General features: G+C 68.4%; 25 protein-coding genes. 11 read left to right on the forward strand and 14 right to left on the reverse strand.

Features of this window, described 5'->3' with window-relative positions; genetic code table 11:
- Positions 1-25: 25 nt before the first annotated feature.
- The 3 genes from BAU06_RS12150 (at position 26) to BAU06_RS12160 (ending at position 3,546) form a co-directional block, all read left to right on the forward strand.
- Positions 26-1,864, forward strand: a complete 1,839-nt coding sequence (locus BAU06_RS12150) for a gamma-glutamyltransferase family protein (RefSeq protein WP_066349387.1) — start codon at positions 26-28, stop codon at positions 1,862-1,864.
- A gap of 101 nt (positions 1,865-1,965) precedes the next feature.
- The gene (locus BAU06_RS12155) at positions 1,966-2,937 is read left to right on the forward strand and encodes a Bug family tripartite tricarboxylate transporter substrate binding protein (protein WP_066349389.1); all 972 of its coding nucleotides are present in this window, start codon (positions 1,966-1,968) and stop codon (positions 2,935-2,937) included.
- A 78-nt stretch (positions 2,938-3,015) separates the two neighbouring features.
- Positions 3,016-3,546 (forward strand): GAF domain-containing protein, encoded by a 531-nt coding sequence (locus BAU06_RS12160; RefSeq protein WP_066349391.1) that lies wholly within the window; start codon positions 3,016-3,018, stop codon positions 3,544-3,546.
- A 124-nt stretch (positions 3,547-3,670) separates the two neighbouring features.
- On the opposite strand, the gene BAU06_RS12165 is transcribed toward BAU06_RS12160, so the two are convergent.
- The gene (locus BAU06_RS12165; RefSeq protein WP_066349392.1) at positions 3,671-4,150 is read right to left on the reverse strand and encodes a VOC family protein; all 480 of its coding nucleotides are present in this window, start codon (positions 4,148-4,150) and stop codon (positions 3,671-3,673) included.
- 146 nt (positions 4,151-4,296) lie between these two features.
- Between BAU06_RS12165 and BAU06_RS12170 the strand changes: the two genes are divergently transcribed.
- Positions 4,297-4,785 carry a secondary thiamine-phosphate synthase enzyme YjbQ gene (locus BAU06_RS12170; RefSeq protein WP_231934052.1) on the forward strand — a complete coding sequence of 163 codons (489 nt, stop codon included), beginning with the start codon at positions 4,297-4,299 and terminating at the stop codon, positions 4,783-4,785.
- Positions 4,786-4,812: 27 nt separating this feature from the next.
- On the opposite strand, the gene BAU06_RS12175 is transcribed toward BAU06_RS12170, so the two are convergent.
- Genes BAU06_RS12175 through BAU06_RS12185 form a run of 3 tightly spaced genes read right to left on the reverse strand, consistent with a single transcriptional unit; the run spans position 4,813 to position 7,575 of the window.
- A complete protein-coding gene (locus BAU06_RS12175) occupies positions 4,813-6,114 on the reverse strand; it encodes a TRAP transporter large permease (RefSeq protein WP_066349394.1) in 1,302 nt (433 codons plus the stop codon).
- The gene (locus BAU06_RS12180) at positions 6,107-6,607 is read right to left on the reverse strand and encodes a TRAP transporter small permease (protein ID WP_066349398.1); all 501 of its coding nucleotides are present in this window, start codon (positions 6,605-6,607) and stop codon (positions 6,107-6,109) included. The genes BAU06_RS12175 and BAU06_RS12180 overlap by 8 nt, the downstream gene beginning before the upstream one ends.
- Positions 6,608-6,609: 2 nt before the next feature.
- Positions 6,610-7,575 (reverse strand): TRAP transporter substrate-binding protein, encoded by a 966-nt coding sequence (locus BAU06_RS12185; protein ID WP_066349400.1) that lies wholly within the window; start codon positions 7,573-7,575, stop codon positions 6,610-6,612.
- Positions 7,576-7,806: 231 nt separating this feature from the next.
- On the opposite strand from BAU06_RS12185, the gene BAU06_RS12190 reads away from it, so the two are divergent.
- The 3 genes from BAU06_RS12190 to tcuB all read left to right on the forward strand — a co-directional run bounded on the left by BAU06_RS12190 (position 7,807) and on the right by tcuB (position 11,455).
- Positions 7,807-8,727, forward strand: coding sequence for a LysR family transcriptional regulator (locus BAU06_RS12190; protein ID WP_066349402.1), 921 nt, complete (start codon positions 7,807-7,809; stop codon positions 8,725-8,727).
- Between the two features lie 81 nt (positions 8,728-8,808).
- A complete protein-coding gene (gene tcuA, locus BAU06_RS12195; RefSeq protein WP_066349404.1) occupies positions 8,809-10,224 on the forward strand; it encodes an FAD-dependent tricarballylate dehydrogenase TcuA in 1,416 nt (471 codons plus the stop codon).
- Between the two features lie 88 nt (positions 10,225-10,312).
- Positions 10,313-11,455, forward strand: coding sequence for a tricarballylate utilization 4Fe-4S protein TcuB (gene tcuB, locus BAU06_RS12200; protein ID WP_156770387.1), 1,143 nt, complete (start codon positions 10,313-10,315; stop codon positions 11,453-11,455).
- A 67-nt stretch (positions 11,456-11,522) separates the two neighbouring features.
- On the opposite strand, the gene BAU06_RS12205 is transcribed toward tcuB, so the two are convergent.
- The gene (locus BAU06_RS12205) at positions 11,523-12,833 is read right to left on the reverse strand and encodes a cation:proton antiporter (RefSeq protein WP_066349408.1); all 1,311 of its coding nucleotides are present in this window, start codon (positions 12,831-12,833) and stop codon (positions 11,523-11,525) included.
- A gap of 107 nt (positions 12,834-12,940) precedes the next feature.
- Complete coding sequence (locus BAU06_RS12210) at positions 12,941-13,531, reverse strand: TetR/AcrR family transcriptional regulator (RefSeq protein ID WP_066349409.1); 591 nt, start codon at positions 13,529-13,531, stop codon at positions 12,941-12,943.
- 150 nt (positions 13,532-13,681) lie between these two features.
- On the opposite strand from BAU06_RS12210, the gene BAU06_RS12215 reads away from it, so the two are divergent.
- A complete protein-coding gene (locus BAU06_RS12215; RefSeq protein WP_066349413.1) occupies positions 13,682-14,377 on the forward strand; it encodes an SDR family oxidoreductase in 696 nt (231 codons plus the stop codon).
- Positions 14,378-14,506: 129 nt separating this feature from the next.
- Here the strand turns inward: BAU06_RS12215 and BAU06_RS12220 are convergent, their stop codons facing one another.
- Positions 14,507-15,304 (reverse strand): leucine-rich repeat domain-containing protein, encoded by a 798-nt coding sequence (locus BAU06_RS12220; protein ID WP_066349414.1) that lies wholly within the window; start codon positions 15,302-15,304, stop codon positions 14,507-14,509.
- A gap of 133 nt (positions 15,305-15,437) precedes the next feature.
- Between BAU06_RS12220 and BAU06_RS12225 the strand changes: the two genes are divergently transcribed.
- Positions 15,438-16,196, forward strand: a complete 759-nt coding sequence (locus BAU06_RS12225; RefSeq protein ID WP_066349415.1) for an IclR family transcriptional regulator — start codon at positions 15,438-15,440, stop codon at positions 16,194-16,196.
- 36 nt (positions 16,197-16,232) lie between these two features.
- On the opposite strand, the gene BAU06_RS12230 is transcribed toward BAU06_RS12225, so the two are convergent.
- Positions 16,233-17,243, reverse strand: coding sequence for a TauD/TfdA family dioxygenase (locus tag BAU06_RS12230; protein ID WP_066349416.1), 1,011 nt, complete (start codon positions 17,241-17,243; stop codon positions 16,233-16,235).
- A 140-nt stretch (positions 17,244-17,383) separates the two neighbouring features.
- On the opposite strand from BAU06_RS12230, the gene BAU06_RS12235 reads away from it, so the two are divergent.
- Positions 17,384-18,361 carry a LysR family transcriptional regulator gene (locus tag BAU06_RS12235; protein ID WP_066349418.1) on the forward strand — a complete coding sequence of 326 codons (978 nt, stop codon included), beginning with the start codon at positions 17,384-17,386 and terminating at the stop codon, positions 18,359-18,361.
- On the opposite strand, the gene BAU06_RS12240 is transcribed toward BAU06_RS12235, so the two are convergent.
- The 6 genes from BAU06_RS12240 to BAU06_RS12265 form a co-directional block, all read right to left on the reverse strand.
- Entirely contained in the window at positions 18,303-19,292 is a 990-nt protein-coding gene (locus BAU06_RS12240; RefSeq protein ID WP_066349420.1) for a Bug family tripartite tricarboxylate transporter substrate binding protein, read from the reverse strand. The two genes, BAU06_RS12235 and BAU06_RS12240, sit on opposite strands and share 59 nt — an antisense overlap.
- Before the next feature lie 166 nt (positions 19,293-19,458).
- Complete coding sequence (locus BAU06_RS12245; protein WP_066349422.1) at positions 19,459-20,946, reverse strand: class I adenylate-forming enzyme family protein; 1,488 nt, start codon at positions 20,944-20,946, stop codon at positions 19,459-19,461.
- 38 nt (positions 20,947-20,984) lie between these two features.
- Positions 20,985-21,719: a CoA-transferase subunit beta gene (locus tag BAU06_RS12250; protein ID WP_066349424.1), complete on the reverse strand. Its 735-nt coding sequence runs from the start codon at positions 21,717-21,719 to the stop codon at positions 20,985-20,987.
- Positions 21,712-22,545 carry a CoA transferase subunit A gene (locus BAU06_RS12255; RefSeq protein ID WP_066349426.1) on the reverse strand — a complete coding sequence of 278 codons (834 nt, stop codon included), beginning with the start codon at positions 22,543-22,545 and terminating at the stop codon, positions 21,712-21,714. Before BAU06_RS12255 ends, BAU06_RS12250 begins: the two co-directional genes overlap by 8 nt.
- Before the next feature lie 31 nt (positions 22,546-22,576).
- Positions 22,577-23,305, reverse strand: a complete 729-nt coding sequence (locus tag BAU06_RS12260; RefSeq protein WP_066349429.1) for an enoyl-CoA hydratase/isomerase family protein — start codon at positions 23,303-23,305, stop codon at positions 22,577-22,579.
- Positions 23,302-24,477, reverse strand: a complete 1,176-nt coding sequence (locus BAU06_RS12265; protein WP_066358952.1) for a CaiB/BaiF CoA transferase family protein — start codon at positions 24,475-24,477, stop codon at positions 23,302-23,304. Before BAU06_RS12265 ends, BAU06_RS12260 begins: the two co-directional genes overlap by 4 nt.
- 175 nt (positions 24,478-24,652) lie before the next feature.
- On the opposite strand from BAU06_RS12265, the gene BAU06_RS12270 reads away from it, so the two are divergent.
- Positions 24,653-25,945 carry a M20/M25/M40 family metallo-hydrolase gene (locus BAU06_RS12270; protein ID WP_066349434.1) on the forward strand — a complete coding sequence of 431 codons (1,293 nt, stop codon included), beginning with the start codon at positions 24,653-24,655 and terminating at the stop codon, positions 25,943-25,945.
- Positions 25,946-25,998 lie beyond the last annotated feature (53 nt).

A 25,998-nucleotide genomic window follows, 5' to 3' on the forward strand; every position in this document is an offset into this window, starting at 1 on the left:
TGTGTTTCAACCTTTGGGGGGCGTCATGGCCACCTCCGCATTCACCGCGCGCCCGGAGATCCGGGGCAGTTTCGGCGTCGTTTCCTCCACGCATTGGCTGGCCTCCCAGGTCGCGATGAGCGTGCTGGAGCGGGGCGGCAATGCCTTCGACGCGGCCGCCGCCGGCGGCTTCATGCTGCAGATCGTCGAGCCTCATCTGAACGGGCCCGGCGGCGAAGTCCCCATCCTGTTCTGGAACGAGCGCGATCGGCGCATCCAGTCGCTGTGCGGGCAGGGCAGCGCGCCGGCCCTGGCCACGCCCGCGTACTTCCGGGGCCTGGGCGTGGACATGGTGCCGGGGATAGGCCTGCTGCCGGCCACCGTGCCCGGCGCCTTCGGCGCGTGGCTGACGCTGCTGCGCGACCACGGCACCTGGGAGCTGGCCGACGTGCTGCGGCCCGCCATCGAATACGCGCGCAACGGCTTCCCGCTGGTGCCCCGCATCGTACAAGCCATCTATGCCGTGCAGGCGCTGTTCCGCGACGAATGGTCGTCGTCCGCCGCCGTGTGGATGCCCGACGGCCGCGTGCCGCATCCGGAGCGCCTGTTCCGCACGCCGGCCATCGCCGACACCTATACCCGCATCCTGGACGAAGCCAGCGCCAAGGGCGACCGGCGCGCGCGCATCGATGCGGCGATCGACGTGTGGTACCGCGGCTTCGTCGCGCGGGCCATCGACCGGTTCTATCGCACCGAGCCGATCCGCGACACCACCGGCGAACGCAACACCGGCCTGCTGCGCCTGGACGACATGGCCGCCTGGCAGGCGCGCTACGAGGCGCCCGCGACCGCCCAGCTGGGCCGCTACACCGTGGCCAAGTGCGGTCCCTGGTCCCAGGGGCCGGTGTTCCTGCAGCAGGTGGCGATGCTCAAGCACCTGGGGCTGGAGAATGTCGCCCCCGACTCGCCGGAATTCGTGCACAAGGTGGCCGAGGCCGCCAAGCTGGCCTTCGCCGACAAACTGGCCTGGTACGGCGACCCCGATGCGGTGGACGTCCCGCTGCAAGCGCTGCTGTCGGACGAGTATGCGCGCGAGCGCGCCGCCCTGATCGGCGATCGCGCCTCCACGGAATTGCGTCCGGGCCGGCCGGGCGGGCGCGAGTTCCGCCTGCCGGACCTGGATGCCGCCGTGCGCACGCTGGCCGCCTCGGACACGCGCTTTGGCGTGGGCGAGCCCACTTTCGCGCAATTGCCGCCGGTGCGGGAGTGGCTGGAGCGTGAAGTATTCGTCGGCGATACCTGCCATATCGATGTGATCGACCGCAACGGCAATATGGTCGCGGCCACGCCGTCCGGCGGCTGGCTGTCGTCCAGCCCCGCGGTGCCCGGACTGGGCTTTTCCATTACGACGCGCCTGCAGATGACCTGGCTGGACGAGGGCCTGCCCGGCACGCTGCGCCCGCGCATGCGCCCGTGCACCACGCTTTCGCCGGGCATGGCGCTGCGCGACGGCGAACCCTATATGGCTTTCGGCACGCCGGGCGGCGACCAGCAGGACCAGTGGACGGTGGCGTTCTTCCTGCGCCATGCGCTGCACGGCCTGAACCTGCAGGAAGCCATCGAGTGCCCGTCCTGGCACGTGGATCATTTCCCCGGCTCCTTCTGGCCGCGTACGACCACCTTGAATCGCATCACCGCGGAATCGCGCTTTCCGGCATCGACCATCGATGCCCTGCGCGCGGCCGGGCATGAGGTCAAGCTGGGCGGCGACTGGTCGGAGGGCCGTATCAGCGCCTGCACCCGCGAACCCGAAGCGGGCGGCGGGCGCCTGTTGCGCGCGGGCGCCAACCCGCGCGGCATGCAAGGGTACGCGGTGGGCCGCTAGGCCCGCGGCGTCCCAAGGCCGCGGCACGCGGGCCGCGGCCATTCTGTTTCAGTCCAGCGCGCGGCAGCCGCATCGCGCGCGCTTTTATCGTGGGGATTCCTATGAAATCGATACAACGTCTACTTCGCGCGGCAGCCGTCGCGCTGGCGATCCTGCCCGGGCTGGCCCTGGCCGCCTATCCTGAAAAGCCGATCACATTGATCGTGCCGTGGGCCGCCGGCGGTTCCACCGATATCCTGGCGCGCCTGCTGGCCCAGCACATGAGCCAGTCCTTCGGCCAGTCCGTGGTCGTGGAAAACCGCTCCGGCGCCTCCGGCAACATCGGTTCGGCTTTCGTGGCGCGTGCCAAGCCGGACGGCTACACGCTGCTGATCGGCTCGATGAGCACGCACACCATGAACCAGGCGCTGTACGCCACGATGCCCTTCGACGGCGTCAAGGACTTCAGCCCCATCGCCGAACTGGCCCTGGTGACCAACACCATGGTGATCAATCCCGAAGTCCCGGCCAACAACGTCGCCGAGTTCATCGCCTACGCCAAGGCGCATCCCAACCAGATCGCCTACGCGTCGGCCGGCGCCGGTTCGACCAACCACCTGAGCGCGGCCCTGTTCCAGAAGGCCACCGGCATCCAGATGGTGCACGTGCCTTACCGCGGCGGCGCGCCGGCGGTGCTCGATACGGTGGCCGGCCGCACCCAGCTGCTGTTCAGCGCCGGCACGCAAACGCTGCCGCACGTCAAGACCGGCAAGCTGAAGCTGCTGGCCGTCACGGAAGAAAAGCGTTCGCCGCTGCTGCCCGACGTGCCCACCGTGGCGGAAACCGTGCCGGGCTATGAGCTGGCCGTGTGGTACGGCGCCTTCGGTCCGGCGGGCATGGACCCCGCGATCGTGCAGAAGCTGAACACCGAGATCAACCGCATCCTGGCCCTGCCCGAAGTGCAGAAGCAGATGGGCGATATCGGCGTGCAGGTCATGCAGACCACGCCGGCCGAGTTCCAGAAGACGCTGGAGCGCGATGCCGACAAGTACGGCAAGCTGGTGCGCGAACTCAATATCAAGGCCGACGAGTAATTCGCGGTCCGTCCACGGGGTGCCGCTGCGCCCCGTGGGCGCATGCATTCGCGCCACTCATCAAGACAGAGCTGTTTCATGACGGACACCGCTTTCTCCATCAACGGCATCCCCTTGCAGCAGGCGGTGCTGAAGGGCATCGATGCGATTGCCGCGGCCTGCGCCGGCACGGATCCGATCGCCTTGTTCGCCGCGATCGACGCCTATGCCAAGCCGGTGCTGCGCCACACCTTGTGCACCGTCAACCGCTTCGATCCGGCGCGCATCGCGGTGGTCAGGCTGTATAGCTCCGATCCGGTCTCGTATCCGCCCGGCGGATCGAAGGAAAAGGCCGGCACGCGCTGGGGCCAGCATGTGCTGCTGGAGCGGCGCATCTACGTGGGCGAGGGCACCGCGGCCATCCGCGAGTCCTTCGATGACCACGATGCGATCCTGGCCCTGGGCTTGAAGTCGGTCATCAACGTGCCGGTGGTCGCCAACGATGCCTGCCTGGGCACGCTCAATCTGCTGATGCCCGCGGAGCGCGTGGAGACCGCCATGGTGGCCTTCGCGCGCCTGGCCGGCCTGCTGGCCGTGCCGGGTTTCCTGGCGCTGGCGCGCAAGGGCTGATCCGCGCCGGCTCACCTGCCGCGTGGCAGGATGGCCGGGCGCCGGCCGGCGGGGCGCCGTATCGGTACGGCGGCCGAAGGCCCGGCCCCGCCAGCCGGCGGGTCCCGCGCATCGTCTCCGCGCATCATTGATGTTCGCGGAAGCTCTTCTCCATTCCTTCCTTCATTTCTTCCGGCGTCATTTCCAGCTTGTGCGTGGCCACGGACCAGCGATGCCCGAAGGGGTCGTCGATCTGGCCGTAGCGGTCGCCCCAGAACATGTCGCTGACCGGCATGACGACCTTGGCGCCGGCGGCCGTGGCGGTGGCAACCGTGGCGTCGACGTCCTCGACGTACAGATGGATCACCACGGGCTTGCCCTGGCTGGCCTGCGGGCCCAGCGATCCCCATTCGGGACACTCGTCGGCCAGCATCAGGGCGGAATCGCCGATGCGCAGCATGGCATGCATCAGCGTCTTGCCGTCCGGCGCCATCAGCTTGCCTTCCAGCCGGGCGCCGAAGGCTTTTTGATAGAACTCGATGGCATCCAGGGCATTGGCGCAGACCAGGTGCGGGGTCAGGCTATGCATGCCGGGCGGGATGGGATGGGCAGAGGGCTTGGGCATGGTTAAGCTTCCTTTCAGCTAGGCGGCGGGCCAGGCCGCGGCGGGGTAGGCCTGTCACACGACGAACGGCCGCAAGGGAAATCGACAAGGCGGCTAAACTTTTTATACCCGATGCAGGTGTCGGGCAATGTTTCCGTGGAGCGACTATGCGAAAGACCAAGGCCCGTGTCATGCCCCTGAACACCATGCTGCGGGATGAACTGGACGTCGCTACGCCGGGGCGCGGTTTCGTCGAACTGACCGGCTCCGTCCGCGCGATGGTCTCGCACAGCGGCCTGGAATTCGGCATGGCCTATGTGTTCACCCGGCACACCAGCTGCTCGCTGCTGATCACCGAGAACGCCGACCCGCAGGTGCGGGCCGACCTGGAGCGTTATTTCTCGCGCCTGGTTCCGGACGGCGATCCGCTGTTCCTGCATGACGCCGAAGGGCCCGACGATATGCCGGCCCACGTCCGCGCCGCGCTGACGGGCGCCAGCCTGTCCATTCCCTTTTCCGGCGGCGAGCTGGACCTGGGAACCTGGCAGGGCATCTACCTGTGGGAGCACCGCCAGCGTCCCCACCAGCGCCAGGTGGTGGTGACGCTGACGGGCTATCGGGCGCCCGAGCCGCGCAACGACAACCAGGCGGGCTGAGGGCGCGCCCGGCCGCCGTCGCGGGGTTTACATGCGCATGTGCTGCGGAAGCCAGGTCGCGATGCCGGGCGCCACGTACAGGAGCAGCACGGCCACGATCATCAGCAGGAACATCGGCACGGACGCGCGGGCGATATAAGGCAGCTCGCGCCCCGTCATGCCGGACAGCACGAAAAGGTTGAAGCCCACGGGCGGCGTGATCTGCGCCATTTCGACGACGAACACGATGAAGATGCCGAACCAGATCAGGTCGATGTGGGCGGCCTGCACGGTGGGCAGCAGTACGCCCATGGTCAGCACGACGATGGAGATGCCGTCCAGGAAGCAGCCCAGGATGATGAAGAACACCATCAGCGCCATGATCAGCCAGAATGGCGTCAGTCCCAGGCCGCCTATCCATTCCGCCAGCTGGCGCGGCAGGCCGATATAGCCCATGGCCAGGGTCAGGAACTGCGCGCCCGCCAGGATCAGCGCGATCATGCAGTAAAGCCGCGTCGCGCCCATCAGCGAGTCGATGAAGCTGGATCGGGTCAATGACCCCTGCAGCGCCGACAGGATCAGCGCGCCCACCACGCCGACCGCCGCGGCTTCCGTGGCCGTGGCCAGGCCGGTGTAGATGGAGCCCAGCACCGCCGCGATCAGCAGGATGACCGGAATCAGATGGCGCGCCTCGTGCAGCTTTTCCGACAGCCGCAGGGTGCGCTCGGGGGCCGGTATCGCGCCGGGATTGCGCAGCGCCCACCAGGCGATATAGCCCATGAACAGCCCCGCCAGCAGGATGCCCGGAATGATGCCGGCGATGAAGAGATGGGCGATGGATACATCGGCCGCGACGCCATAGACGATCATGATGATGGACGGCGGGATCAGCAGTCCCAGCGTGCCGGCGCCCGAAAGCGTGCCCAGTACCTGCTTTTCGGGGTAGCCGCGCCGCTTCAATTCCGGGATGGTCATCTTGCCGACGGTGGCGCAGGTGGCCGCCGAAGAGCCGGACACCGCCGCGAAGATGGCGCAGCCGATCACATTGGTGTGCAGCAGCCGCCCGGGCAGGCGCTCCAGCCAGGGCGCCAGGCCCTTGAAAAGGTCCTCGGACAGCCGCGTGCGGAACAGGATTTCGCCCATCCACAGGAACAGGGGCAGGGCGGTCAGCGTCCAGCTGGAGGCCGCCCCCCACACCGTCACGGCCATGGCGTCGCCCGCCGGGCGGCTGGAGAAAATCTCCATGGCGATCCAGGCCGTGCCGGTCAGCGTCAGGCCGACCCATACGCCGCAGCCCAGCAGCAGGAAGATCGATACGATCAGCAGGGTGATTACCGCGATGTCATTCATGGACTTGCTGCGAGGAAGGAGCGGCGTGGCCGCGGATGCGACGGATCAGTTCGTCGACCAGCGCGATGAAGAACAGCAGTGTGCCGAGCGCCATGCTGATCTGCGGTATCCACAAGGGCGTGGCGTCGTTGGAGGTGGATACGTCGTTGAACTCCCAGGAGTCATGCGCCAGTTTGACGCTGTACCAGGCAAAGGCGGCGGCAAGCAGGACACCCACGGCCAGCGCGAAGATGTCCAGGCGGCGTCCGCCGGCCGGCGCCAGGGAATTCAGGATCAGCGTCACGCGGATGTGCTCGCCATGCTTGAACGTACTGGCCAGGGCCAGGAAACCGGCCGCCGCCATGAAATAGCCGGCATAGGCATCGGTGCCGGGGATGTTCCACCCCGCCTCCCGCGCCACGATGCCGGCCAGCACGGCGACCAGTACGCCGACCGTGCACAGGGCGCCGAGCACGGCGCCCAGGCCGTAGAGGCCATCCAGGAAACGTCGCATGGCTACTTCTTGTATGCGTCGATCATGGCCTGGCCGTCGGCGCCGGCGCTCTTCACCCATTCGGCGATCATCTGTTCGCCCACCTTCTGCAGGCCCTGCTTGAGCTCATCGCTGGGGGCGACGATGGCCATGCCGTTCTTGGTCAGCTCCTGCTGGTACCACTTGTTCTTTTCCTGGGAAAGCTTCCAGCCGCGCTCCTCGGCCTGGGCGCCGGCTTTCTTCAGGGCGTCCTGCGTGGCGGGATCCAATGCGTCGAAGGCCCGCTTGTTGACGATGACGGCGTTCTTGGGCAGCCAGGCCTGCGTGTCGTAGAACTTCTTGATGTACTCGTAGGTCTTGGTGTCGTAGCCGGTGGAGGCCGAAGACATATACGAGTCGATGACACCTGTGGCCATGGCCTGCGCCAGCTCCGCCTGCTGGACGGTCACCGGCTGGGCGCCGACCAGTTCGGCGATGCGGGCGGTGACCGGGCTGTAGGCGCGCCACTTCAGGCCTTTCATGTCGGCGACGGACTTGATGTCCTTGTTGGCGAAGATGCCCTGCGGCGGCCAGGCCACCGCGTACAGCAGCATCATGCCCTGGGAGGCCAGCTTCTTCTCCAGGAAGGGCTTCTGCGCCTGGTACAGCTTGAATGAAGCGTCGTAGCCGGTGGCCAGGAAGGGCAGGCCGTCCAGGGCATAGACCGGTGCCTCGTTGGCGAAATTGGTCAGCAGGATCTCGCCGATCTGGGCCTGGTTGCCCTGCACGGCGCGCTTGATCTCCGGGGCTTTGTACAGCGAGGCGTTGTTGTGGACGGTGATCGCCAGCTTGCCGTTGGACAGCGTGCCGACGTCCTTGACGAACTGGTTGAGGTTTTCCACATGGAAGTTGCTGGGGGGATAGGCGCTGGGCAGATCCCATTTCGTCTGGGCCTGGGCCGTGGCGGCCAGCAGTACGGTACCCGCGAACAAGGTGATTTTCTTCAGCATGTGGCTGTCCTCTTGGATATGTGGAGTCTGGTGTCGCGCGGCTGCCGTCGCGCCCGCATCGGGCGGCGCGCCGCTTCTGGCGGGCTCGGCGATGCGAAGACCGGGCAATTCTAAGGGGACTGATGGCCCGATATGGCTCTGGGCGGGCCCTCTACGGGTAATTCCCGACAGGCTGGGCCGCCATGTCACAATCCGGCTATCGGGACGGCTTACTTATTCATAGAACAGGTCATGGAATTGCGGCAGCTGCGCGCCTTCGCGCGCATCGTCGAACTGGGCAGCATGGGACGCGCGGCGGCTGAGCTGGGGGTCGTGACGTCGGCGCTCAGCCAGCAGATCAGCCGGCTGGAAAGCGAGCTGGCCACCCGGCTGCTGCAGCGGACGTCCACCGGCGTGGTGCCCACCGACGCCGGCCGGGCCTTCCTGCGGCAGGCGCAGCTGGCGATCCGCCATGCCGACGCGGCGGTCATGGCCGCGCGCGAAGCCCGCCTCAGCGGCCAGGTCAGCGTGGGGCTGGCCTCCACCACCGCGACAGTGCTGGCGCCGCGCTTCATCCATGCGATGCAGCAGCGCTATCCCGACGTGCGGCTGCGCATGACGGAAAGCCTGTCCGGCCATCTGGCCGCCATGCTGAACGCCCGCCAGGTGGACCTGGCCATCGTTTTCAATACGGATGCCGCCCAGCGCTGGACGGTGCTGCCGCTGCTGGACGAACAGCTCGTCCTGATCGGCCAGCCGACCACGCCGTATTGGCCGGCCGCGGAAACCGCCAGCCTGGGCGAGCTGACCCGCGTCCCGCTGGTGCTGCCCAGCGCGGCCCACGGGCTGCGCAGCCTGGTGGACAGCGCCTACGCCCGCCTGGGCGCGGAACCCAATATCGTCGCGGAAGTGGACGGCCTGGCCACCCTGATGGCCATGGTCAAGGTGGGCCACGTGGCCACCATCCAGCCGGGCGCCGCGCTGGCGGCGGACCCGACGCTGGGGCGCATCTGGCTGACCGGGCCGGACCTGCATCGCAAGAATCTCCTCGTCAGTTTGCCTGAAGACGAGCTTTCGCCGGCCGGCCTTGCGGCCCGGGTCGTCCTGGGCGATGTGGCGCGAGAGCTGGTCAACGAGGGCGGCTGGCCCGGCGCCCGTCTTCAAAATTCGTGAAGACCCATTGAAATAAAAGCCCTTACGGCCGGATGGCTTCTGGTCTAAAGTCCGCACCTGTCCAAGGAGGGCTACGAAGCCATGTGGGATGTTTTGGTTATCGGCGGCGGCAACGCCGCCCTTTGCGCTGCGCTGATGGCCCGCGAGGCCGGCGCCAGCGTCCTGATGCTGGAGGCCGCGCCCAAGGAATGGCGCGGCGGAAACTCGCAGCACACGCGCAACCTGCGCTGCATGCACGATGCGCCGCAGGATGTTCTGGTGGAAGCCTATCCGGAAGAAGAATTCTGGCAGGATCTGCTGAAGGTCACCGGCGGCATCACGAATGAACACCTGGCGCGGCTGACGATACGCGCCTCGTCGACCTGTCGGCCCTGGATGCGCAAGCACGGCGTGAATTTCCAGCCGCCGCTGTCCGGCGCCTTGCACGTGGCGCGCACCAACGCCTTCTTCATGGGCGGCGGCAAGGCGCTGGTCAATGCCTATTACCGCAGCGCCGAGTCGCTGGGCGTGCAGGTGCGCTACAACGCGCCCGTCGAGCGCCTGGAATTGCGCGACGGCCGCTTCGTCGCCGCTTTCGTCGGGCAGGAGCGCATCGAGGCCAAGTCCTGCGTGCTGGCCGCCGGCGGGTTCGAATCCAACCGTGAATGGCTGCGCGAGGCCTGGGGCCAGAACGAGCGCGGCGAATGGCCCGCGGACAACTTCCTGATCCGCGGCACGCGCTTCAACAAGGGCGTCCTGCTGAAGTTCATGATGGACGCGGGCGCGGATATCATCGGCGATCCGTCGCAGTCGCACTGCGTGGCCATCGACGCGCGCGCGCCGCTGTACGACGGCGGCATCTGCACGCGCATCGATTGCGTGTCGCTGGGCGTGGTGGTCAACCGCGATGCCGAGCGCTTCTACGACGAAGGCGAGGACTTCTGGCCCAAGCGCTACGCCATCTGGGGCCGCCTGGTGGCGGGCCAGCCCGGGCAGATCGGCTATTCCATCATCGACGCCAAGGCGGTGGGCCGCTTCATGCCGCCCGTATTCCCGGGCACGCAGGCCGACACGCTGGAAGAACTGGCGCGCAAGCTGGGACTGGACGAGGACCGCTTCATGCGGACGCTGCGCGAGTACAACGCGGCCTGCCGCGTCGGCACTTTCGACCACACCAAGCTGGACGACTGCCACACCGAAGGCATCGCGCCCGCCAAGACGCACTGGGCCCGTCCCATCGACCGCGCGCCGTTCTTCGGCTATCCCCTGCGTCCCGGCATCACCTTCACCTACCTGGGCCTGAAGGTGAACGACCGGGCCGCCGTGCATTTCAACGGCGTGCCCAGCGACAACCTGTTCGTGGCGGGCGAAATGATGGCCGGCAACGTCCTGGGCAAGGGTTATACCGCCGGTGTCGGCATGTCGATCGGCACGGCATTCGGCCGTATCGCCGGTACGCAGGCCGCGCAGGCCGCGGGAAAGAAATCATCCATGGGAGCCTCCCTTGAAACAGCTTGAAGCCCTCGTCAAACAGGCGAGCGCCATGCACGTCGTGACGCCCGATGCGTCCATCACCCCGGCCCGCACGGCCGAGGGACACAGCGCCATGAAGGAAACCCCGGTGAAGTTCGTGCGCGCGCAGGCGCCGACCACCGAGAACGAAACCGAAGTCGCCCGCGTCATGCAGATCTGCAACGCCTGCCGCTACTGCGAGGGCTTCTGCGCGGTGTTTCCCGCCATGACGCGCCGCCTGGAGTTCGGCAAGGCCGACGTCAATTACCTGGCCAATCTGTGCCACAACTGCGGGGCCTGTCTGTACGCCTGCCAGTACGCGCCGCCGCATGAGTTCGGCGTCAACGTGCCGCAGGCCATGGCCAAGGTGCGGGTGCAGACCTACACCGATTACGCCTGGCCGGCGGCCCTGGGCACGCTGTACAAGCGCAACGGCCTGACGGTATCGCTGGCCACCGCCGCCATGCTGGCCTTGTTCCTGGTGCTGGCCATGGCGTCGACGGGTTCGTTGATCCATGCCCCCCTGGCGGGCAACTTCTACGCCATCTTCCCGCACAATCTGCTGGCCCTGCTGTTCGGGGTGGTCTTCCTGTTCGCCATCCTGGCGCTGGGCATAGGCGTGACGCGCTTCTGGCGCAATGTGTCGCCGGGCAAGGCAAGCGGGCCGGCGGTGGCCGAGGCCGCGCACGACGCCCTGCGGCTGCGCTACCTGGACGGCGGCCACGGCAAGGGTTGCAATGAGAACGACGACGCGTTCACGCTGGCGCGCCGCCGCTTCCATCACTTCACCTTTTACGGCTTCATGCTGTGCTTCGCGGCGACCTGCGTCGCCACGCTGTACCACTACCTGCTGGACTACCACGCGCCTTATCCCTTCTTCAGCGCGCCGGTCGTGCTGGGCACGCTGGGCGGCATCGGCCTGGTGATCGGCCCGGCGGGCCTGCTGTGGCTGAACCTGCGCCGCCATCCGGAGCAGGGCGACGTGGCCCAGCGGCCCATGGACCGGGGGTTCATCGTGCTGCTGCTGCTGATATCGGTGACCGGCCTGGCCCTGCTGGCGGGCCGCGACACCGGGGCGATGGGCCTGCTGCTGTCCATACACCTGGGTACCGTGATGGCGCTGTTCCTGACGCTGCCATACGGCAAGTTCGCGCACGGCATCTACCGCAGCGCGGCGCTGCTGAAGTGGAATATCGAGAAGCGGCAGCCGAATTCGCTGCAACTCGGTTCGGACTGAGCCGCAACGGCGCGATGGGCGGGGCGGATGCCGACGGGATCCGCCCCGTTCGTCATTGCGCGGGCCGTCATTCCTCTACCGGTTTTTCGCGGTAGTACCAGGTCAGCACGGGCAGGGCCGAAATGCCGTGCACGAATACCGATACGGTGATGGCGCCGAGCAGGATAGGCATCAGGGGCTTGACCTGCTCCGGCGCGTGTTCCAGGCCGAAAAGCAGATAAAAAAAAGTGCCCACGCCGCGGAATCCCAGCCAGGAGGCGACCAGCCGTTCGCGCCACGGCGCATCGGTGCCCGCCATCGCGGCCTGCACGGCCACGGGCCTGGCCACGAAGAACAGCAGCGCGATCATGGCCAGCGGCGCCCAGCCCAGCATTTCGCGCCAGTGCGCGGAAATCACGCTGCCCACGAGCAGCATCAGCGCCAGCTCGACGATGCGCTCCATTTCGACGGAGAAGGCCATCATGGACTCGGCCAGATAGGCATGCGCCAGCTCGGGATCCTTGGCGGCCTGGCGGCGCTCGCCGCGCGGCACATCGTGCAGCGTTTCGCTGGGCGTCGCTTCGCCCGTGGCCTGCATTTCGCGGCGGCGCAGCGCCACGCCCGCGCAGAACACCGCCAGGAAACCATAGCCGTGCGCCAGCAGCGTCAGGCCATAGCAGGCGGCCATCAGGCCCAGCGCCAGGAAGCCCTCGAAACCCAGCGCCTTCGCATAGCGGATGCGCAGCCGCGCGACCAGGATCTCCGTATACGTTCCCATGACCCAGCCGATCCCGACCGCCGCGACGACACCCCATACCAGCTCGGCGGCCAGCTTCCAGGGTGCTTCGATCCCGCCCGCCGGCATCGTGCACAGGATGATGCCCAGCAGCGCGAAAGGATAGGCCGCGCCATCGTTGGCGCCGCCTTCGCCGGACAGGGAAAACCGCAGCGGATCGTCGTCGCCCGCCTCCCTTGGGCGCAGCTCGCTGGCCAGGACGGGGTCGGTGGGGGCCAGGGCGGCGGCCTGCAGCAATGCGGGTCCCCATGCGTAGCCCAGCCATAAATGCGCGGCGGCCGCCATGATGGCGATGGTGACCACCATTGCCGGCAAGGCCAGGCGAAAGGGCGGCGACCATAGCCGGTGGCCCAGTGGCGCCCGCAGGTGCAGCCCGATGGCGAACAGGGCGACGATCAAGCCGGCTTCGGTGATCGCCCGCAGGGCATGGGTGTCGCGGTATATGTCCACGTCCAGCAGGCCGACGCCCCCGGGGCCGAGGGCGAATCCGACCGCCAGGTAGATCATGGCGCCGGTCACGGGCAGCCGTGCGATCACATTGCGCGCCAGCGCCATGGCGATCAGCAGGCCGCCCACCAGCACGTACCAGACCGCTTCTATCATGGGCAGGCTGTTCCTCGTTCTTGGGGACGCCGCCCTGGGCAGCGCCGCGTGGCTGCGGAAACGGCGCGCTTCAGCATGCGCCATGCCCAGCCGTGCGGCGCGGGGCGTCAGCCCGCCGGCGGCCCCGCCATGGCGGCCAGGGAGTCCTGCGCGTCCTCCAGCAGGCGGTCCGACAGCGCGGGATCGTCGATCGCGCGGGCCATGGCGACGGTGCCGACCAGGGCCGCCATGATCGTGCGGGCCCGTGCGCGCGCGTCCGGCGCTTGTGGCGCCGGCAGGTACTGGACGATGATGTCCACCATGCGTTCGAACGCCCGGGTGACGGCCGCCCGGGTTGCATCGCCGGCCCGGCCCAGTTCGCTGCCCAGCGCGGCCAGCCCGCAGCCGTTTTCCGGGTGGTCGCGGTGCGCCGCCGACAGATAGGCGGCCAGGAAGGCCCGCAGCCGGCGTTCCGGCGGCTCCGCGGCCACGCGCTCGACCAGGTCGTCCAGCGTTCCATTGATGGATTTTCCGCAGGCCTCCGCGACCAGCTCATCCTTGGAGGAAAAGTGCTTGTAGAAGCCGCCGTGCGTCAGGCCGGCGGCGCTCATGAGCCCGGCCAGTCCGGTGGCGGCAATGCCGTTGCGGCGGAATTCATGTCCCGCCGCGGCAATGATGCGTTCGCGGGTGCGGGCGGTTTCTTCGCGGGATTTTCGCATCGCCTGTCTGCCAAAAAAGTGGTTGACATTTAGATGATACCCGACATCTAATTAGATGTCGCTTGACATCTAACCACGCCGGCCGGGCATCGGGCCCGGCCGCGGGCCGGAGGGTGGATCCCGACCGGCGTAACCCGACAGGAGTGCATCATGGAAATCAAAGGACACGTGGCGCTGGTAACGGGCGCCAACCGCGGTTTGGGCAAGGCGATCGCCCAGGCCCTGCTGCAGGCCGGCGCCGCCAAGGTATATGCGGCCGCGCGCGATCCCGCCAGCGTCGATCTGCCCGGCGTCGTGCCGGTCGCGCTGGACGTGACGGACCCCGCCAGCGTGCGCGCGGCGGCGGAGCGCTGCGGCGACGTGGACATCGTCATCAACAATGCCGGCATCTCGCTGCCCGGTCCCGCGCTGGGCGACGATGCGCCGGCGCGCATCCGCAGCCTGTTCGACGTCAATTTCTTCGGCGTCCTGAATGTCAGCAGCGCCTTCGCGCCCATCCTCGCCCGCAATGGCGGCGGCGCCTTCGTGAACGTGCTGTCCGTGCTGAGCTGGGTCGTGATCGAAGGCTCGACGCTTTACAGCGCCTCGAAGGCGGCGGCCTGGGCCCTGACCAACGGCATGCGCCGGGAGCTCAAGGACCGGAACATCCACGTCACGGGCGTGCATGTGGGCTATATGGACACCGACATGGTCAAGCGCATCGATGCGCCCAAGACCTCGCCGGCCGTGGCCGCCGAGAAGATCGTCGCCGCCATCCGCGCGGACCAGCCCGAGCTGCTGATCGACGAGCTGAGCCGCACGGTGAAGGGTTCGCTGAGCCTGGACACGCCCGCGTACCTGCAATGATGTGGGATGCGACGGGCCTGGCGCGGCCCGGCCTGGCGCGTCCCGGCCTGACGCGGCCCGGCCTGACGCGGCCCGGCCTGACGCGGCCCGGCCTGGCGTGAATGCAAGGCACGGATGACGGGGCCGGATTCACGCCCTGACGAGCGGAATCGCGGCTAGGTGATGATCCCGATTGGCCGTGCATCGCAGCGTGTCCAGTTTCCGGGCGGCGCGAGTGGCCGACAGGCCGGGGCCGCCCAAGGAAACATCGAAGACGCGCAGCACGCGTCGGCTGGACAGGCAATCCGCGGCGGCTTTGGACAGGTCCGCCGCGTTCTCATCGACATTCAGGATGCGCAGTTCGCGCGACATGTTGCGGGGCAGCGTTTTCAAGGCGTTGTTCTGCACGTCCAGCCGCACCATGCGCCCGGGCAGCGTCTCCGGCAGCTCGGTCAGCCTGTTGTGGGACAGGTCGGCCACCACCAGGTCGCCCGGCAAGGGATACTTCAATTCCGCGATGCGGTTGTTCGCGGCCAGCAGGTATTGGATGCCGCAGGGCAGCGGGGGCAGGTCGACGATGCGGTTGTCCGACACATCCAGGCTGTAGACATCCGGGATGACGGGCGGCACCTCCCGCAGCCCCAGGCCTTTCAGGGAAAGCCGCGCCTTGCGGGCATCGTGAGCCATCGTCTCCACGATACGGCTGCGCGCCGTGGCGCGGTCTTCCCCGGTGCCGGCCCTGGCGACCCAGGCGTCCAGCGCCTGGACCACGCGCGGATCCAGCTTGAAGCCCGTGGTCAGCGTCAATGGGCCTTGCGGCGCCGCGGCCCGTTCCAAGCCGACGGTGGCTTCGGCCAGGACGTCGCGCTTGACATAGGCATCGACGGGTATGGTGGGAATTTCCAGCGACGTGGGGATCGTGCGAACCATCGGACTGATGACGATCATCGGGGCACCTCGAGCAGAATTATTGGAATAGGCGCGCGTGCGTCGCCTCGCGTGCCGCGAGGTTCCGCCCGCCGCGCGTCGATGCGTGCGGGGAGCGGGGGCGTGATATCTTTGCCGCCACAGAGGATCCCTTATGGACAAGACGCTATTGAAGGGGCTGATGGTGCTCGAGGCCGTGACCGAGGTGGACCACCGGCCGCGCACCATCGAAGAACTGGCCGCCCGGGTGGGACTGACGCGCAGCAATACGCACCGCACCCTGCAGACGCTGGCGCATGCCGGCTATATCGTGAAGGACGACGCCAGCGGCGAATACCGCGCGACGGTACGCCTGTTCGAGCTCGGCGCGCGCCAGCTGGCCCAGCTGGACGTGCGCAAGCTGGCGCAGCCCGCGATGCGGCGCCTGGCCGAGCATTCGGGCGAGACCGTGCACCTGTCGCTGCTGGACGGCATCGAGGTCGTCTACATCGACAAGATAGACAGCGCGCAGCCGGTGCGCGCCTATTCGTACATCGGCGGCCGGGCGCCGGCTTATGCAGTGGCCACCGGCAAGGTGCTGCTGGCGCACCAGCCGGAAGGCTATATCGCCCGCTACGCCGGCGTGCTGCAAGCCCACACGCCCAAGACCATCGTGACCCTGGACGCGCTGGAAGAAGAAATGCGCAAAATACGCCGCCAGGGCCATGCCATCAATCGGGGCGAGTGGCGGGCCACCGTGGGCGGCGTGGCGGTCGCCATTTTCAATGGCCTGGGGCAGCCCATCGCCGCGCTGGGCATATCGGGGCCCCTGGAGCGGCTGACCGCCGCCCGCATGCGTGAACTGGCGCCCACCGTGGCCGCTCGCGCCAGCGAGGTCTCCGAGCTCATGGGGCACCGGGCGCCCGGCGGCTGAACGAGGCCGACCGGCTTCGGGGCGCGGGCGCCCGCCTCAGCCGTTATAGAACCGCCGTCCGTGGTTGCGCAGCCACAACCGTACCAGGTGCCGCTTGCGGTCTTCCTCCGGATAGTCGACAAAGGCCGTGCGGCGGTGGCCCAGGCGCGTGTTGTCCACGATCTGGATCTGGCCGGCCTCGAAGAAGAATTCGCGCGACCAGCGCGGCTCCATCATGATGGCCTCGAGCGTGAACAGGGCCGCCTTGGTCATTTCGTCCATGTCCTGGCCGGCCATGGCGTATCCCGTGACCACATGCCGGTGCGACAGCCGGCACAGGGTGCGGCCTTCGCGGGTCTGGAACAGGGGATGGCTGATCAGCCTGGCGTCGTCCGGCGCGTGCTCGCGCTGGCGGTCGAACAGGTAGGGCTGGAAGAGCCGCTCCACCAGGTCCGGATGCGAGGCCAGCATTTCGTTGTAGACCGAATAGAAGCTGACGATGCTGCTGATGCCGCCTTCCATGGCGGGGCGCAGGCACAGCAGCGCCACATAGTCGGGGGGATAAAGGTTATAGCTGTTGTCGGTATGGAAGTTCTGTTCCGCATTGGTGATGTCGGGCCGCACGCCGTTGCCCGGCGGCTTGCCCAGGTCGCGTACGTCGTAGATCACCTTGCCGTCCCAGCTTTGCGCGACCGGCCGCGACACCATCTGCGATAGCAGCCAGTACACCGCGCGGGCCTCGTCGACGGTGTAGTCGTCCATGGGCAGCTTGTCGATGATGACGAAGCCCACTCCGTGTTCGAGTACGCCGCGCGCGCGGGTCATCATGGCGCGGCAGGCGGGCAGGTCGAAGTCCTCCAGCTGCAGCAGCGGCGTGGCCAGCGGGTTGCGGCGCAGCGTTTCGACGAGTTCGTCCAGCTCCCGGCGGCAGCCGGCGTCCAGCGCGACGATGCCGTCGTCCGGCGCCAGCGTCTCGCGGCGCCACACGATGGGGCCCTGGAACGGCGTGTCGCGCACCTGCGCGGCGTCGCCGTGGTTTTCGGTAAGGATGCGTTCGATGGCGCCCATGTCTTCCTCCTGTTCGGCCGGCCGCGCGACCCGGCGGGTGCACGGCCCGATGGACAGTCTAGGCCTGGCGGTATATCGAAGAAAGCGATTTATTTCTAAGAAGATTGATCGCATACTTCGATGATACGAACGGGGGCGGCATGCACATACGCCAGCTGGAGACCTTTATCCGCATTGTCGATACCGGCAGCTTCGCCGGCGCGGCGCACGCCATGCACACGACGCAGTCGACGATCTCCGCGCGGATGCGCGAACTGGAAGGCGCCCTGGGCGTGCCGCTGTTCGACCGCAGCGGCCATCGCGCCGTGCTGACGCCGCGCGGCCGCGCGCTGCTGGAGCGGGCGCGGCAGGTGGTCGGCCTGGCCGCCGATATCGTGCGCGACATCGGCGACGCCCGGGCGGCCGGCGGCGTCATCCGCATGGGCGTGGCGGGCCTGGTGGCGATGACCTGGTTGCCGCGCCTGATGGCGGCGTTGCGCCGGCGGTTCCCGGCCGTGACGGTGCAGCTGGAGATCGCGCTGACCACGCCGCTGGTGGAGCGCCTGGCCAGCGGCGAACTGGACCTGGCCATCGCCACGGGGCCGGTGCAAGGCAGCCGCCTGGAATGCCTGCCGCTGGGCCATGACGAGTTCGTCTGGATGGCGCCGCCGGCGATGCGCCTGCCGCGCCACGCGCTGACCCCGGCCGAACTGGCGAGCCGGCCGGTGCTGGGCCTGTCGCAGGCCTCGCATCATTACCCCGTGATCGAACAGTGGTTCAGCGCCGGGCAGGCGTCCTACCAGCCGGTGGTGTCGTGCAGCAATGTGCGCGTGCTGGCGGACCTGACCATGGCGGGCCTGGGCGTCAGCCTGCTGCCCCTGCGTTCCTGCCGCAAGGAGCTGGAAGCCGGGGAACTGCGCATCATAAAGACCCGGCCGGCCCTGCCGCCGGTGGAATTCGTCGCCCTGTACAAGCGCGACGTACTGGACCCGCTGGTCGGCGCCATCGCCGAGCTGGCCCGCGAAACCAGCGAGTTTCCCTCCCTGGCGGCGGGCCTGGCGTCGCCGGCGGCGGCGCGCGCTACTTCTTCGCGATCTCGCGCCCGCCGGCGGCCTGCACGACCGCCGTCCACTTCTTGAGTTCGGCCTGCAGCATGCGCGTGGTCTCGTCCGGCGTGGTGGTGACCGCCTCGGCGCCTTGCTGGCGGAACTTCTGCTGCACCTCCGGCATGGCGCCGACGGCCTTCATCGCGGCGGCCAGCTTGTCGACGACCGGCTGGGGCGTGCGTGCCGGCGCCAGCACGGCGTAGGCGTTGGTCACATCGTAGCCGCGCACGCCTTCTTCCTGCAGCGTGGGCAGGTCGGGCATGCTGGGCGAGCGCTTGGCGCTGGTCACGGCCAGCACCCGGATGCGGCCGCCGTTGATATTGCCCTGCAAGGCGGGCAGGGTCTCGAACACCAGGTCCACCTGGCCGCCCAAAAGCGCGGCCACCGAAGGGCCGCTGCCCTTGTAGGGCACGTGCATCAGATTGGTATGCGTGTCGGCCTTGAAGAGCTCGACGGCCATCTGCTGCGGCGTGCCCGGCCCGGCGGAACCGAAAGTGAGCTGGCCCGGCTTCTGTTTGGCCAGCGCCACCAGTTCGTGGACGGACTTCACGGGGACCTTGCTATTGACGGCGACGACCATGGGCACGGTCGAGGCCATGGACACGCCGACAAAGGCCTTGCCCAGGTCGTACGGGCTTTCGCCCAGTGCCGCATGGATGGAATGGCTGCCCAGCGCGCCCAGCAGCAGGGTGTAGCCGTCCGGGTCGGATTTGGCGACGTGGTCCGCGCCGATTTCACCGCCGGCGCCGGCGCGGTTTTCCACCACCACGGGCTGGCCCAGCTTGTCGGTCAGGTATTGCGCGTAGATGCGGCCGGCGGCGTCGCTGGCGCCGCCGGGCGGGAAGGGGACGACCAGCTTGATGGGCCGCGCCGGCCAGTTGTCGGCTTGCGCGTGCGCGGGACCCGCGGCCGCGCATAGGGCAAGCACGAGGGTGCCTGCGAGGGTACGCCAGTGGTGATGCATGATGAGTCTCCTTCAGTATCCCCTTGGGGGCTTGTGTATGCGCCGCATTCTTCGATGCGGCATGACGACTGCTTGCTCATGCGGGCCCGGCATACCTCTTTGGACGGGCCGGCGCGCCGGACCCGGCGGCGGGCCCGCGGCGCCGCCCGCCGGGTCACGGCCGGTTTCATGCGGGTGCGGCGCGCAGGCGCGCGGCCAGGGCGCTGCGGTCTACCTTGCCCACGGCGTTCTCCGGCAGGGCGTCGACGGCGATGATGCGTTCCGGCACGTAGATGCGCCCCAGCACGCGCAGCATTTCACCGCGCAGCGCCGCTTCATCGATGGCGCCGCCGCGGCCGACCACGAAGGCCACCGGCACCTCTCCCAGATCGGCATGCGGGCCGCCCACCACGGCGCACGCGGCGACGGTGGGCATCGCGGCCAGCGCGCGTTCGATCAGGGAGGGCGAGATGTTCTCGCCGCCGCGAATGATCACGTCCTTGATGCGGCCGGTGATGCTGAGATAGCCGTCGGCGTCGAAGCGGCCAAGGTCCCCGGTGCGCAGCACGCCGCCATGGATGCCGGGATCGGCCGCGCCCAGATAGCCCGTCATCAGGTTGTCTCCGGCGATGCAGATCTCCCCTTCGGCGCCGGGACCGGCCACGCTGCCGTCCGGCCGCCGCAGGAATACCGTCTGGCCCGGCAGTACCGTTCCCACGGTGCCGATGCGGCGGGCGTGCGGCGGGTTCATCGTGGAGGTGCAGGTGGCTTCGGACAAGCCATAGGAGACGACCAGCGGGCAGCCCAGGAAATCCTCGATGCGCCGGTGCAGGGCCTCGGTGATGGGCGCCGAGCCGCAGCGGGCGAAGCGCAGGCGCGCCAGGTCGCCGGGGTCGAAGGAGAGATCCAGCATGCGCGCATACATGGTAGGCACGCCGGTGATGATGGTGGGCCGGTGCCGCGCCATCAGGCCGGGCATGTCCTCGGCCCGGAAGCGCCCGCCCAGGGCCACGGCGGCGCCGGCATACAAGGGCGCCAATATCTGGTTGTTGATGGCGTTGGTGTGATGCAGGGGCATCACGTGCAGCAGGCGGTCGTCCTGCCGCAACCGGGTATGCAGGGCCACGCCGCGCGCGTTGCACAGCAGCCCGCGGTGGTTGAGCAGCACGCCCTTGGGTTGGCCGGTACTGCCGGAGGTGAACAGCAGCAGCGCCGGATCGCCGGGCGCCACGTCCGTGTCCCAGCCGGGCGCGGCGTTCTCGTCGCGGGCGCTCCAGTCCAGCACGCGTCCTTCGGCCAGCCCGCAGGCGCCGGCGAGCGCGGCATGCGCGGGATCGTGCAGCAGCCAGGACAGGCCGACGGCGTTTACGCGCCGGCGCGTTTCCTCCGCCGAGATGCGGGGCTCCAGCGGACAGGGGCAGGCGCCGGCCGCCAGCGCCGCCAGCAGCGCGAGGACCTGCGCGGGGGAGCGCTCCATCGCCAGTCCGATGCAGGCCCCGCGCGGGACGCCGCGCTGGCGCAGCCATCCGGCCAGGGCGCCGACCCGTCGGGACAGTCCGGCGTACGTCAGCGTGTCTTCATCGTGGACCAGGGCAGGCCGCGCGGCCCACGCGGGATCGCGCCAGCGGTCGCGCAGCGCCGCCGGCAGGCTGGTGTCGTGGTGGTCTGGATGCACGGCGGCTCCTTCGGGGGTGGACACGGCCCGCGGCCGTGTCAGCGCAGCGTCACGGCCGCGTCGCGTTCGAACTGGCCGTCCGGATCCAGCGCGCGCAAGGCGGCGCTTTCCCTGGCGGTCGGCGGGGCCGTCGGCGCGGCGCCGGTGGCGTCGAATTCGAAGGCCGTGCGGGCGCGCACTTCGTCCAGGCTGGACTCCGGATGCCAGGACTGCAGTGCCAGCCGCCCATCGCGCTTGACGAACACCGCGATGGGCGTGACCACGCCGTGAAAGCCGCCCCAGGACGTCATGAAATCCAGCTTGCGCACGAAGGTGCGGGTGGAGTGCTCGGTACGCCAGGTGCAGGCGCGCCGCGCCGTCGGCAGCATGACGGCGCCGCCGCCGCCGCCGGGCAGGCGCACCTTGGGCCGGTGCCAGTCGCCGATGCTGGAGTTATTGGCGCAGCCGTTGCCGTCTATCTGCGCCGCGCCCAGGAAGGTCAGGTCCATGCGTCCGCGCGTGCACAGGTCGTAGAAGTCCTCGTTGGCGAAAATCGAGGCCGAATGCTCCGCCAATACCGGATCGGAACTGGACAAGGGCACATGCGAGGGCCGCGGGTCCACGCCGCCGGCCACGTTGATATAGACGAAGTCCCAGTCGTAGGCCTGCTTGGCCAGCAGGCAGGCCAGCATGGGGAAGGTGGAATTGACGCCGCTGAAGGTGATCTCGTCGGGGCGGATGAAGCGCGCCAGGTTGATCGCGATGTAGGAAAAGGCGGACCAGTTTTCACGCATGGACGGTCTCCCGGATTTCCGGCGCTTCGGCCATATGGGCATCCAGGCCGCGGCTGGTGTCCATATAGCGTTCCACCGCCGGATAGTCGATGGCATAGTCCGGCCAGCAGGATCCCGGCCACGCGCCCCGCGGCACCACGGCCAGCGCCTGGACCATGAAATAGGGGACCACCGTCGCCTCCGGTTCGCGCTCGAAGACCGCGCTGTCCACCATGCGCTCGGCCACGACCAGCACGCTGCCCGCGGCGCGGCTCATGATGCGGTCCCAGTGATAGGTGCCGCGCACGCGCACATTGCCCTTGGCGTCGACTTCGCTGGCGTGTATGACGGCGAAGTCGGGGCGGATGGCGGGGATCACCCAGGTCTTGGCGCCGCTGCCGTAGGGGTCGTCCAGGCAGGCCCAGCGGTTGAGCGCGGGCAGGTCGCTGCCGTGCAGGCCGCCGCAGGGCATGAAAGGCACGCCGTAGGCGGCGGCGCGCAGGCCGGCGGTCAGGCTGGCGCAGGCATGTTCCTCCAGCTCGACCTTGCCCTGTTCGACGGCCTTGCGGTAACCCGGCGCCAGCCCGAAGTTGCCCTCCATGGCGACGATGCCGGCGCGTACGCGGCGCAATACGCCCGCGCGGCACAGGATGTCGACGTCGTAGCCCGGCGACTGCTTGATCAATTCCAGGTCGCGGCGGCCCTGGCGTATGAGTTCGCGCACCAGCGCGAAGGGCCCCCGATGTAGGAAGCTGCCGCCCAGGGCGACCGATGCGCCGTCGGGAATCAGCGCCGCCAGTTCCGCCAGGCTGCGCTGTTTGGGGTTTGCATTGAAGCCGGATCCCATGATGCGTGTCTCCTTGGATATCCTGTCGTTCCTACTTGCGCGCCGCCTGCAGATAGGCGCCGATGCGTGCCTTCAGTCCGGGCGCGGCGGCCGAGCGCACCAGGCGCGCCAGGTCTTCGTCGGCGCCGCGGTCGGCCAGCGTCTCGTACAGCGCCGCGCGGCTGCCCGCCGGCAGCTCCGCGGCGCGCGCCACGGCCTGGGCGCGCAATTCTTCCCAGCCGTCGCGCCGCGCGATGGCCGTGACGAAGCCGAGCTCCCGCGCATGCTCGGCATCGAAGGTGGCGGCCGTTTCCAGCAGGGTGCGCGCCGCCTGGCTGCCCACCAGCGATGCGAAATGGCGCGTGCCCAGCACCAGGCCGAACTTCAGCCCCGGCATGCGGAAGGTGGCGTCCTGCTCCGCATAGCGCAGCCGGCAGGCCGCGAACAGGTCCACGCCCGCGCCGAAGTTGCGGCCATGCGCCAGGGCGACGGTCAGGCAGGGCGACGCGCGCAGCGCCTGCAAAAGGGTTTCGATGCGCACGAAGCGCAGCAGCAGGTCGCCTTCGGACTGCGTGTCCAGATCGGCGAAGTCGAAGCCCGCGCTGAAGTTCCTGCCTTCGCCCTCCAGCACGATCACATCGGCATTGCATGCCTGCGCGTGGGCGACGGCGGCGATCAGTTCCTCTACCATGTCCGCCGACAGGGCGTTCATTTTTTCCGGGCGGTTCAGCCCGATGTGGAAGGCGGCGCCTTCGCGCCGGATCCGTACCGGCCCGCTCATTTGGCGGTCTCCGTGGCGGCGGCGCGCAGGGGGGCGAGGATTTCGTCGTTGTGCTCGCCCAGCGCGGGGGGCCGCTGGCGGATGGGGGATGCACGGCCGTCGAAACGCACCGGCATGCCAAAGGTGCGGGTCCGCACGCCGTTGGGCAATTCCACCGGCTGGACCCAGCCCATGTGCGCGACCTGCGGATCTTCCAGCACCTGGGAATAGGAGTTGATGGGCGCGCAGGGCACGCCGGCCTGGCGGAATCGCGCCAGCCAGTATTCCGCGTCCTCGCGCAGGAAAATTTCTTCCAGCATGTCGCGCAAGCTATCCTGGTTGCGCGCGCGCAGCGAGGTATCGGCAAAGCGCGGATCCGCGTAGAGCGCTTCGCGGCCGACCACGGCGCACACGTTTTTCCAAAGCGCATTGTTGCCTGCCGCCATGCCGAAATAGCCGTCGCGGCAGCGGAATGCCTGGTAGGGCGCATTGCGCGGATGGGCCGATCCCAGCTTGACGGGATCGCGGCCGCTGCCGAAGAACTCCGAGGTCTGCAGCGCGGCGATGCCCAGCGTGGCGCCCAGCATGGAGACATCGACGTGGGCGCCTTGCCCGGTGGCCTGCACCTGGCGCAGGGCGCTGGCGATGCTGAATGCCGCATACAGGCCCGCCGAGAAATCCGCCACCGGCACGCCGCACTTCACGGGCGCGCCGCCTTGCTCGCCGGTCACGCTCATGATCCCGCTCATGGCCTGTATCGTCAGGTCGAATCCGCCTTCCTGCGCGCGCGGCCCGGATTGGCCATAGGCCGATATCGAGCAGTACAGCAGGCGGGGATTGCGCTCGCGCAAGGCCTGGTAGCCCAGGCCCAGGCGGTCCATGACGCCGGGCCGGTTGTTCTCGAGCAGCACGTCGGCATCGGCGATCATCGCGCGGGCCAGTTCGATATCCCCCGCGTCTTTCAGGTTCAGGGTGACCGAGCGCTTGTTGCGGTTCAGCGAGGCGAAGTTCTCGCTGTAGCCCTGGGAGATCGGCGGCCAGCTGCGCAGCGTGTCGCCGCCTTCCGGGTGTTCGATCTTGATCACGTCCGCGCCCATGTCGGCCAGCAGCATGCCGCAGAAGGGGCCGGCGGCGACGTTGCAGATTTCGATGACCCTGATGCCCGACAGCGGCGCAACCATGGAATCCGGCATATCCATATTTCCTAAAATTTGGGAACTGGTTCACGAATGTTGGAATATGGGCGCAGATTAGCATCGGCGCCCGCCCGGCGTCTACTGCCGGGACCCCGGGGGTCGCGTCGGGTTCGCGCGGGCCGCGCCGCGGGTCTATCATCCCTGGACCACAACACGGGAAAGGAGAATCGCCATGTCGTTCACTGCGCTGTGTTTTCGTCGCGCCGCCGCATCGGCACTGCTGGCGCTGGTGGGCCTGGGGGCCGCCGCCCAGGCCGCGCCGGTCGCCGCGGTCCATGACGCCGCCAAGGCGGAGCAGCAGCCCATGCTGGACACCTTGCGGGAGCTGGTGGGGATCGAATCCGGCAGCCGCGATGTGGAGGGCGTGGAACAGATCGCCGCGCTGGTCGCCGACAAGCTCAAGGCCTTGGGCGGCTCGGTGCAGGTGATCGCGCCCACCGACGTCTTCCGCATGGGCGATACCCCGGAGAAAATCGGCCCCATGGTGCAGGCGGAGTTCAAGGGCAAGGGCAGCAAGAAGATCATGCTGATCGCCCATATGGACACGGTGTACCGCAACGGCATGCTGAAGGACCAGCCTTTCCGCGTGGATGGCGACCGCGCCTATGGCCTGGGCATCGCCGACGACAAGCAGGGCGTGGCGCTGGTGATCCATACGGTCGCGCTGCTGCAAAAGCTGAAGTTCGACGACTTCGGCACCTTGACGGTGCTGTTCAACGGCGACGAGGAAATCAGTTCCCCCGGCGCGCGCAGCACGATTACCCGGGTGGCCGCCGACCAGGATGCGGTTTTCTCGTTCGAGGGCGGCGGTTCGCACGGCGATCTGCGGCTGGCGACCAGCGGGATCGGCGCGGCCTATCTGACCGTGGAAGGCCGCACGTCGCACGCGGGCTCGCGGCCGGAGGGCGGCGTCAACGCCCTGTACGAACTATCGCACCAGATCCTGCAGCTGGACGATCTGTCCAAGCCGCAGGAGGGCCTGAAGCTGAATTGGACGGTGGCGCAGGCGGGCACCAACCGCAACGTGATTCCCGGCAATGCCACCGCGCAGGCCGATGCCCGCGCGCTGCGGGTCGCGGATTTCGACGCGCTGGAGAAGGCGCTGCAGGAGCGCGTCAAGAACAAGCTGCTTCCCGAATCCAAGGTCAGCATGAAGTTCGAGGTGCGCCGCCCGCCGCTGGAGGCGACGCCGGCTTCGCGGGCGCTGGCCGAGCATGGGAAGGCGATCTACCAGGAGCTGGGTATGCCGATGAACGTGATCGACCGCGCGGCCGGCGGCGGCACCGACGCCGCCTTCGCCGCGCTGAAGGCGCGCGGGCCGGTGATCGAAGGCATGGGGGTGAACGGCTTCGGCGCGCATTCGAACGCGGCCGAATACATCGAGATCAAGACGATCGTGCCGCGGATGTACCTGGCGTCACGGATGATCATGGATATCTGCGATGGGAAGGCGCCGCTGAAGTAGCACGCCGTGTGGCGGGGGCCGCGCTCCAGGGGCGGGGCAGGGGGCCTGGCCGG

The sequence above is a fragment of the Bordetella bronchialis genome, assembly GCF_001676705.1.
Taxonomy (GTDB): Bacteria; Pseudomonadota; Gammaproteobacteria; order Burkholderiales; family Burkholderiaceae_B; genus Bordetella_C; species Bordetella_C bronchialis.

What these genes read in the sequence shown, in the direction of transcription:
- BAU06_RS12150 (WP_066349387.1), top strand. Translation starts at nt 26, where the DNA reads ATGGCCACCTCCGCATTCACCGCGCGCCCGGAGATCCGGGGCAGTTTC.
- BAU06_RS12155 (WP_066349389.1), top strand. Translation starts at nt 1,966, where the DNA reads ATGAAATCGATACAACGTCTACTTCGCGCGGCAGCCGTCGCGCTGGCG.
- BAU06_RS12160 (WP_066349391.1), top strand. Translation starts at nt 3,016, where the DNA reads ATGACGGACACCGCTTTCTCCATCAACGGCATCCCCTTGCAGCAGGCG.
- BAU06_RS12165 (WP_066349392.1), bottom strand. Translation starts at nt 4,150, where the DNA reads ATGCCCAAGCCCTCTGCCCATCCCATCCCGCCCGGCATGCATAGCCTG.
- BAU06_RS12170 (WP_231934052.1), top strand. Translation starts at nt 4,297, where the DNA reads ATGCGAAAGACCAAGGCCCGTGTCATGCCCCTGAACACCATGCTGCGG.
- BAU06_RS12175 (WP_066349394.1), bottom strand. Translation starts at nt 6,114, where the DNA reads ATGAATGACATCGCGGTAATCACCCTGCTGATCGTATCGATCTTCCTG.
- BAU06_RS12180 (WP_066349398.1), bottom strand. Translation starts at nt 6,607, where the DNA reads ATGCGACGTTTCCTGGATGGCCTCTACGGCCTGGGCGCCGTGCTCGGC.
- BAU06_RS12185 (WP_066349400.1), bottom strand. Translation starts at nt 7,575, where the DNA reads ATGCTGAAGAAAATCACCTTGTTCGCGGGTACCGTACTGCTGGCCGCC.
- BAU06_RS12190 (WP_066349402.1), top strand. Translation starts at nt 7,807, where the DNA reads ATGGAATTGCGGCAGCTGCGCGCCTTCGCGCGCATCGTCGAACTGGGC.
- tcuA (WP_066349404.1), top strand. Translation starts at nt 8,809, where the DNA reads ATGTGGGATGTTTTGGTTATCGGCGGCGGCAACGCCGCCCTTTGCGCT.
- tcuB (WP_156770387.1), top strand. Translation starts at nt 10,313, where the DNA reads ATGAAGGAAACCCCGGTGAAGTTCGTGCGCGCGCAGGCGCCGACCACC.
- BAU06_RS12205 (WP_066349408.1), bottom strand. Translation starts at nt 12,833, where the DNA reads ATGATAGAAGCGGTCTGGTACGTGCTGGTGGGCGGCCTGCTGATCGCC.
- BAU06_RS12210 (WP_066349409.1), bottom strand. Translation starts at nt 13,531, where the DNA reads ATGCGAAAATCCCGCGAAGAAACCGCCCGCACCCGCGAACGCATCATT.
- BAU06_RS12215 (WP_066349413.1), top strand. Translation starts at nt 13,682, where the DNA reads ATGGAAATCAAAGGACACGTGGCGCTGGTAACGGGCGCCAACCGCGGT.
- BAU06_RS12220 (WP_066349414.1), bottom strand. Translation starts at nt 15,304, where the DNA reads ATGATCGTCATCAGTCCGATGGTTCGCACGATCCCCACGTCGCTGGAA.
- BAU06_RS12225 (WP_066349415.1), top strand. Translation starts at nt 15,438, where the DNA reads ATGGACAAGACGCTATTGAAGGGGCTGATGGTGCTCGAGGCCGTGACC.
- BAU06_RS12230 (WP_066349416.1), bottom strand. Translation starts at nt 17,243, where the DNA reads ATGGGCGCCATCGAACGCATCCTTACCGAAAACCACGGCGACGCCGCG.
- BAU06_RS12235 (WP_066349418.1), top strand. Translation starts at nt 17,384, where the DNA reads ATGCACATACGCCAGCTGGAGACCTTTATCCGCATTGTCGATACCGGC.
- BAU06_RS12240 (WP_066349420.1), bottom strand. Translation starts at nt 19,292, where the DNA reads ATGCATCACCACTGGCGTACCCTCGCAGGCACCCTCGTGCTTGCCCTA.
- BAU06_RS12250 (WP_066349424.1), bottom strand. Translation starts at nt 21,719, where the DNA reads ATGCGTGAAAACTGGTCCGCCTTTTCCTACATCGCGATCAACCTGGCG.
- BAU06_RS12255 (WP_066349426.1), bottom strand. Translation starts at nt 22,545, where the DNA reads ATGGGATCCGGCTTCAATGCAAACCCCAAACAGCGCAGCCTGGCGGAA.
- BAU06_RS12260 (WP_066349429.1), bottom strand. Translation starts at nt 23,305, where the DNA reads ATGAGCGGGCCGGTACGGATCCGGCGCGAAGGCGCCGCCTTCCACATC.
- BAU06_RS12265 (WP_066358952.1), bottom strand. Translation starts at nt 24,477, where the DNA reads ATGCCGGATTCCATGGTTGCGCCGCTGTCGGGCATCAGGGTCATCGAA.
- BAU06_RS12270 (WP_066349434.1), top strand. Translation starts at nt 24,653, where the DNA reads ATGTCGTTCACTGCGCTGTGTTTTCGTCGCGCCGCCGCATCGGCACTG.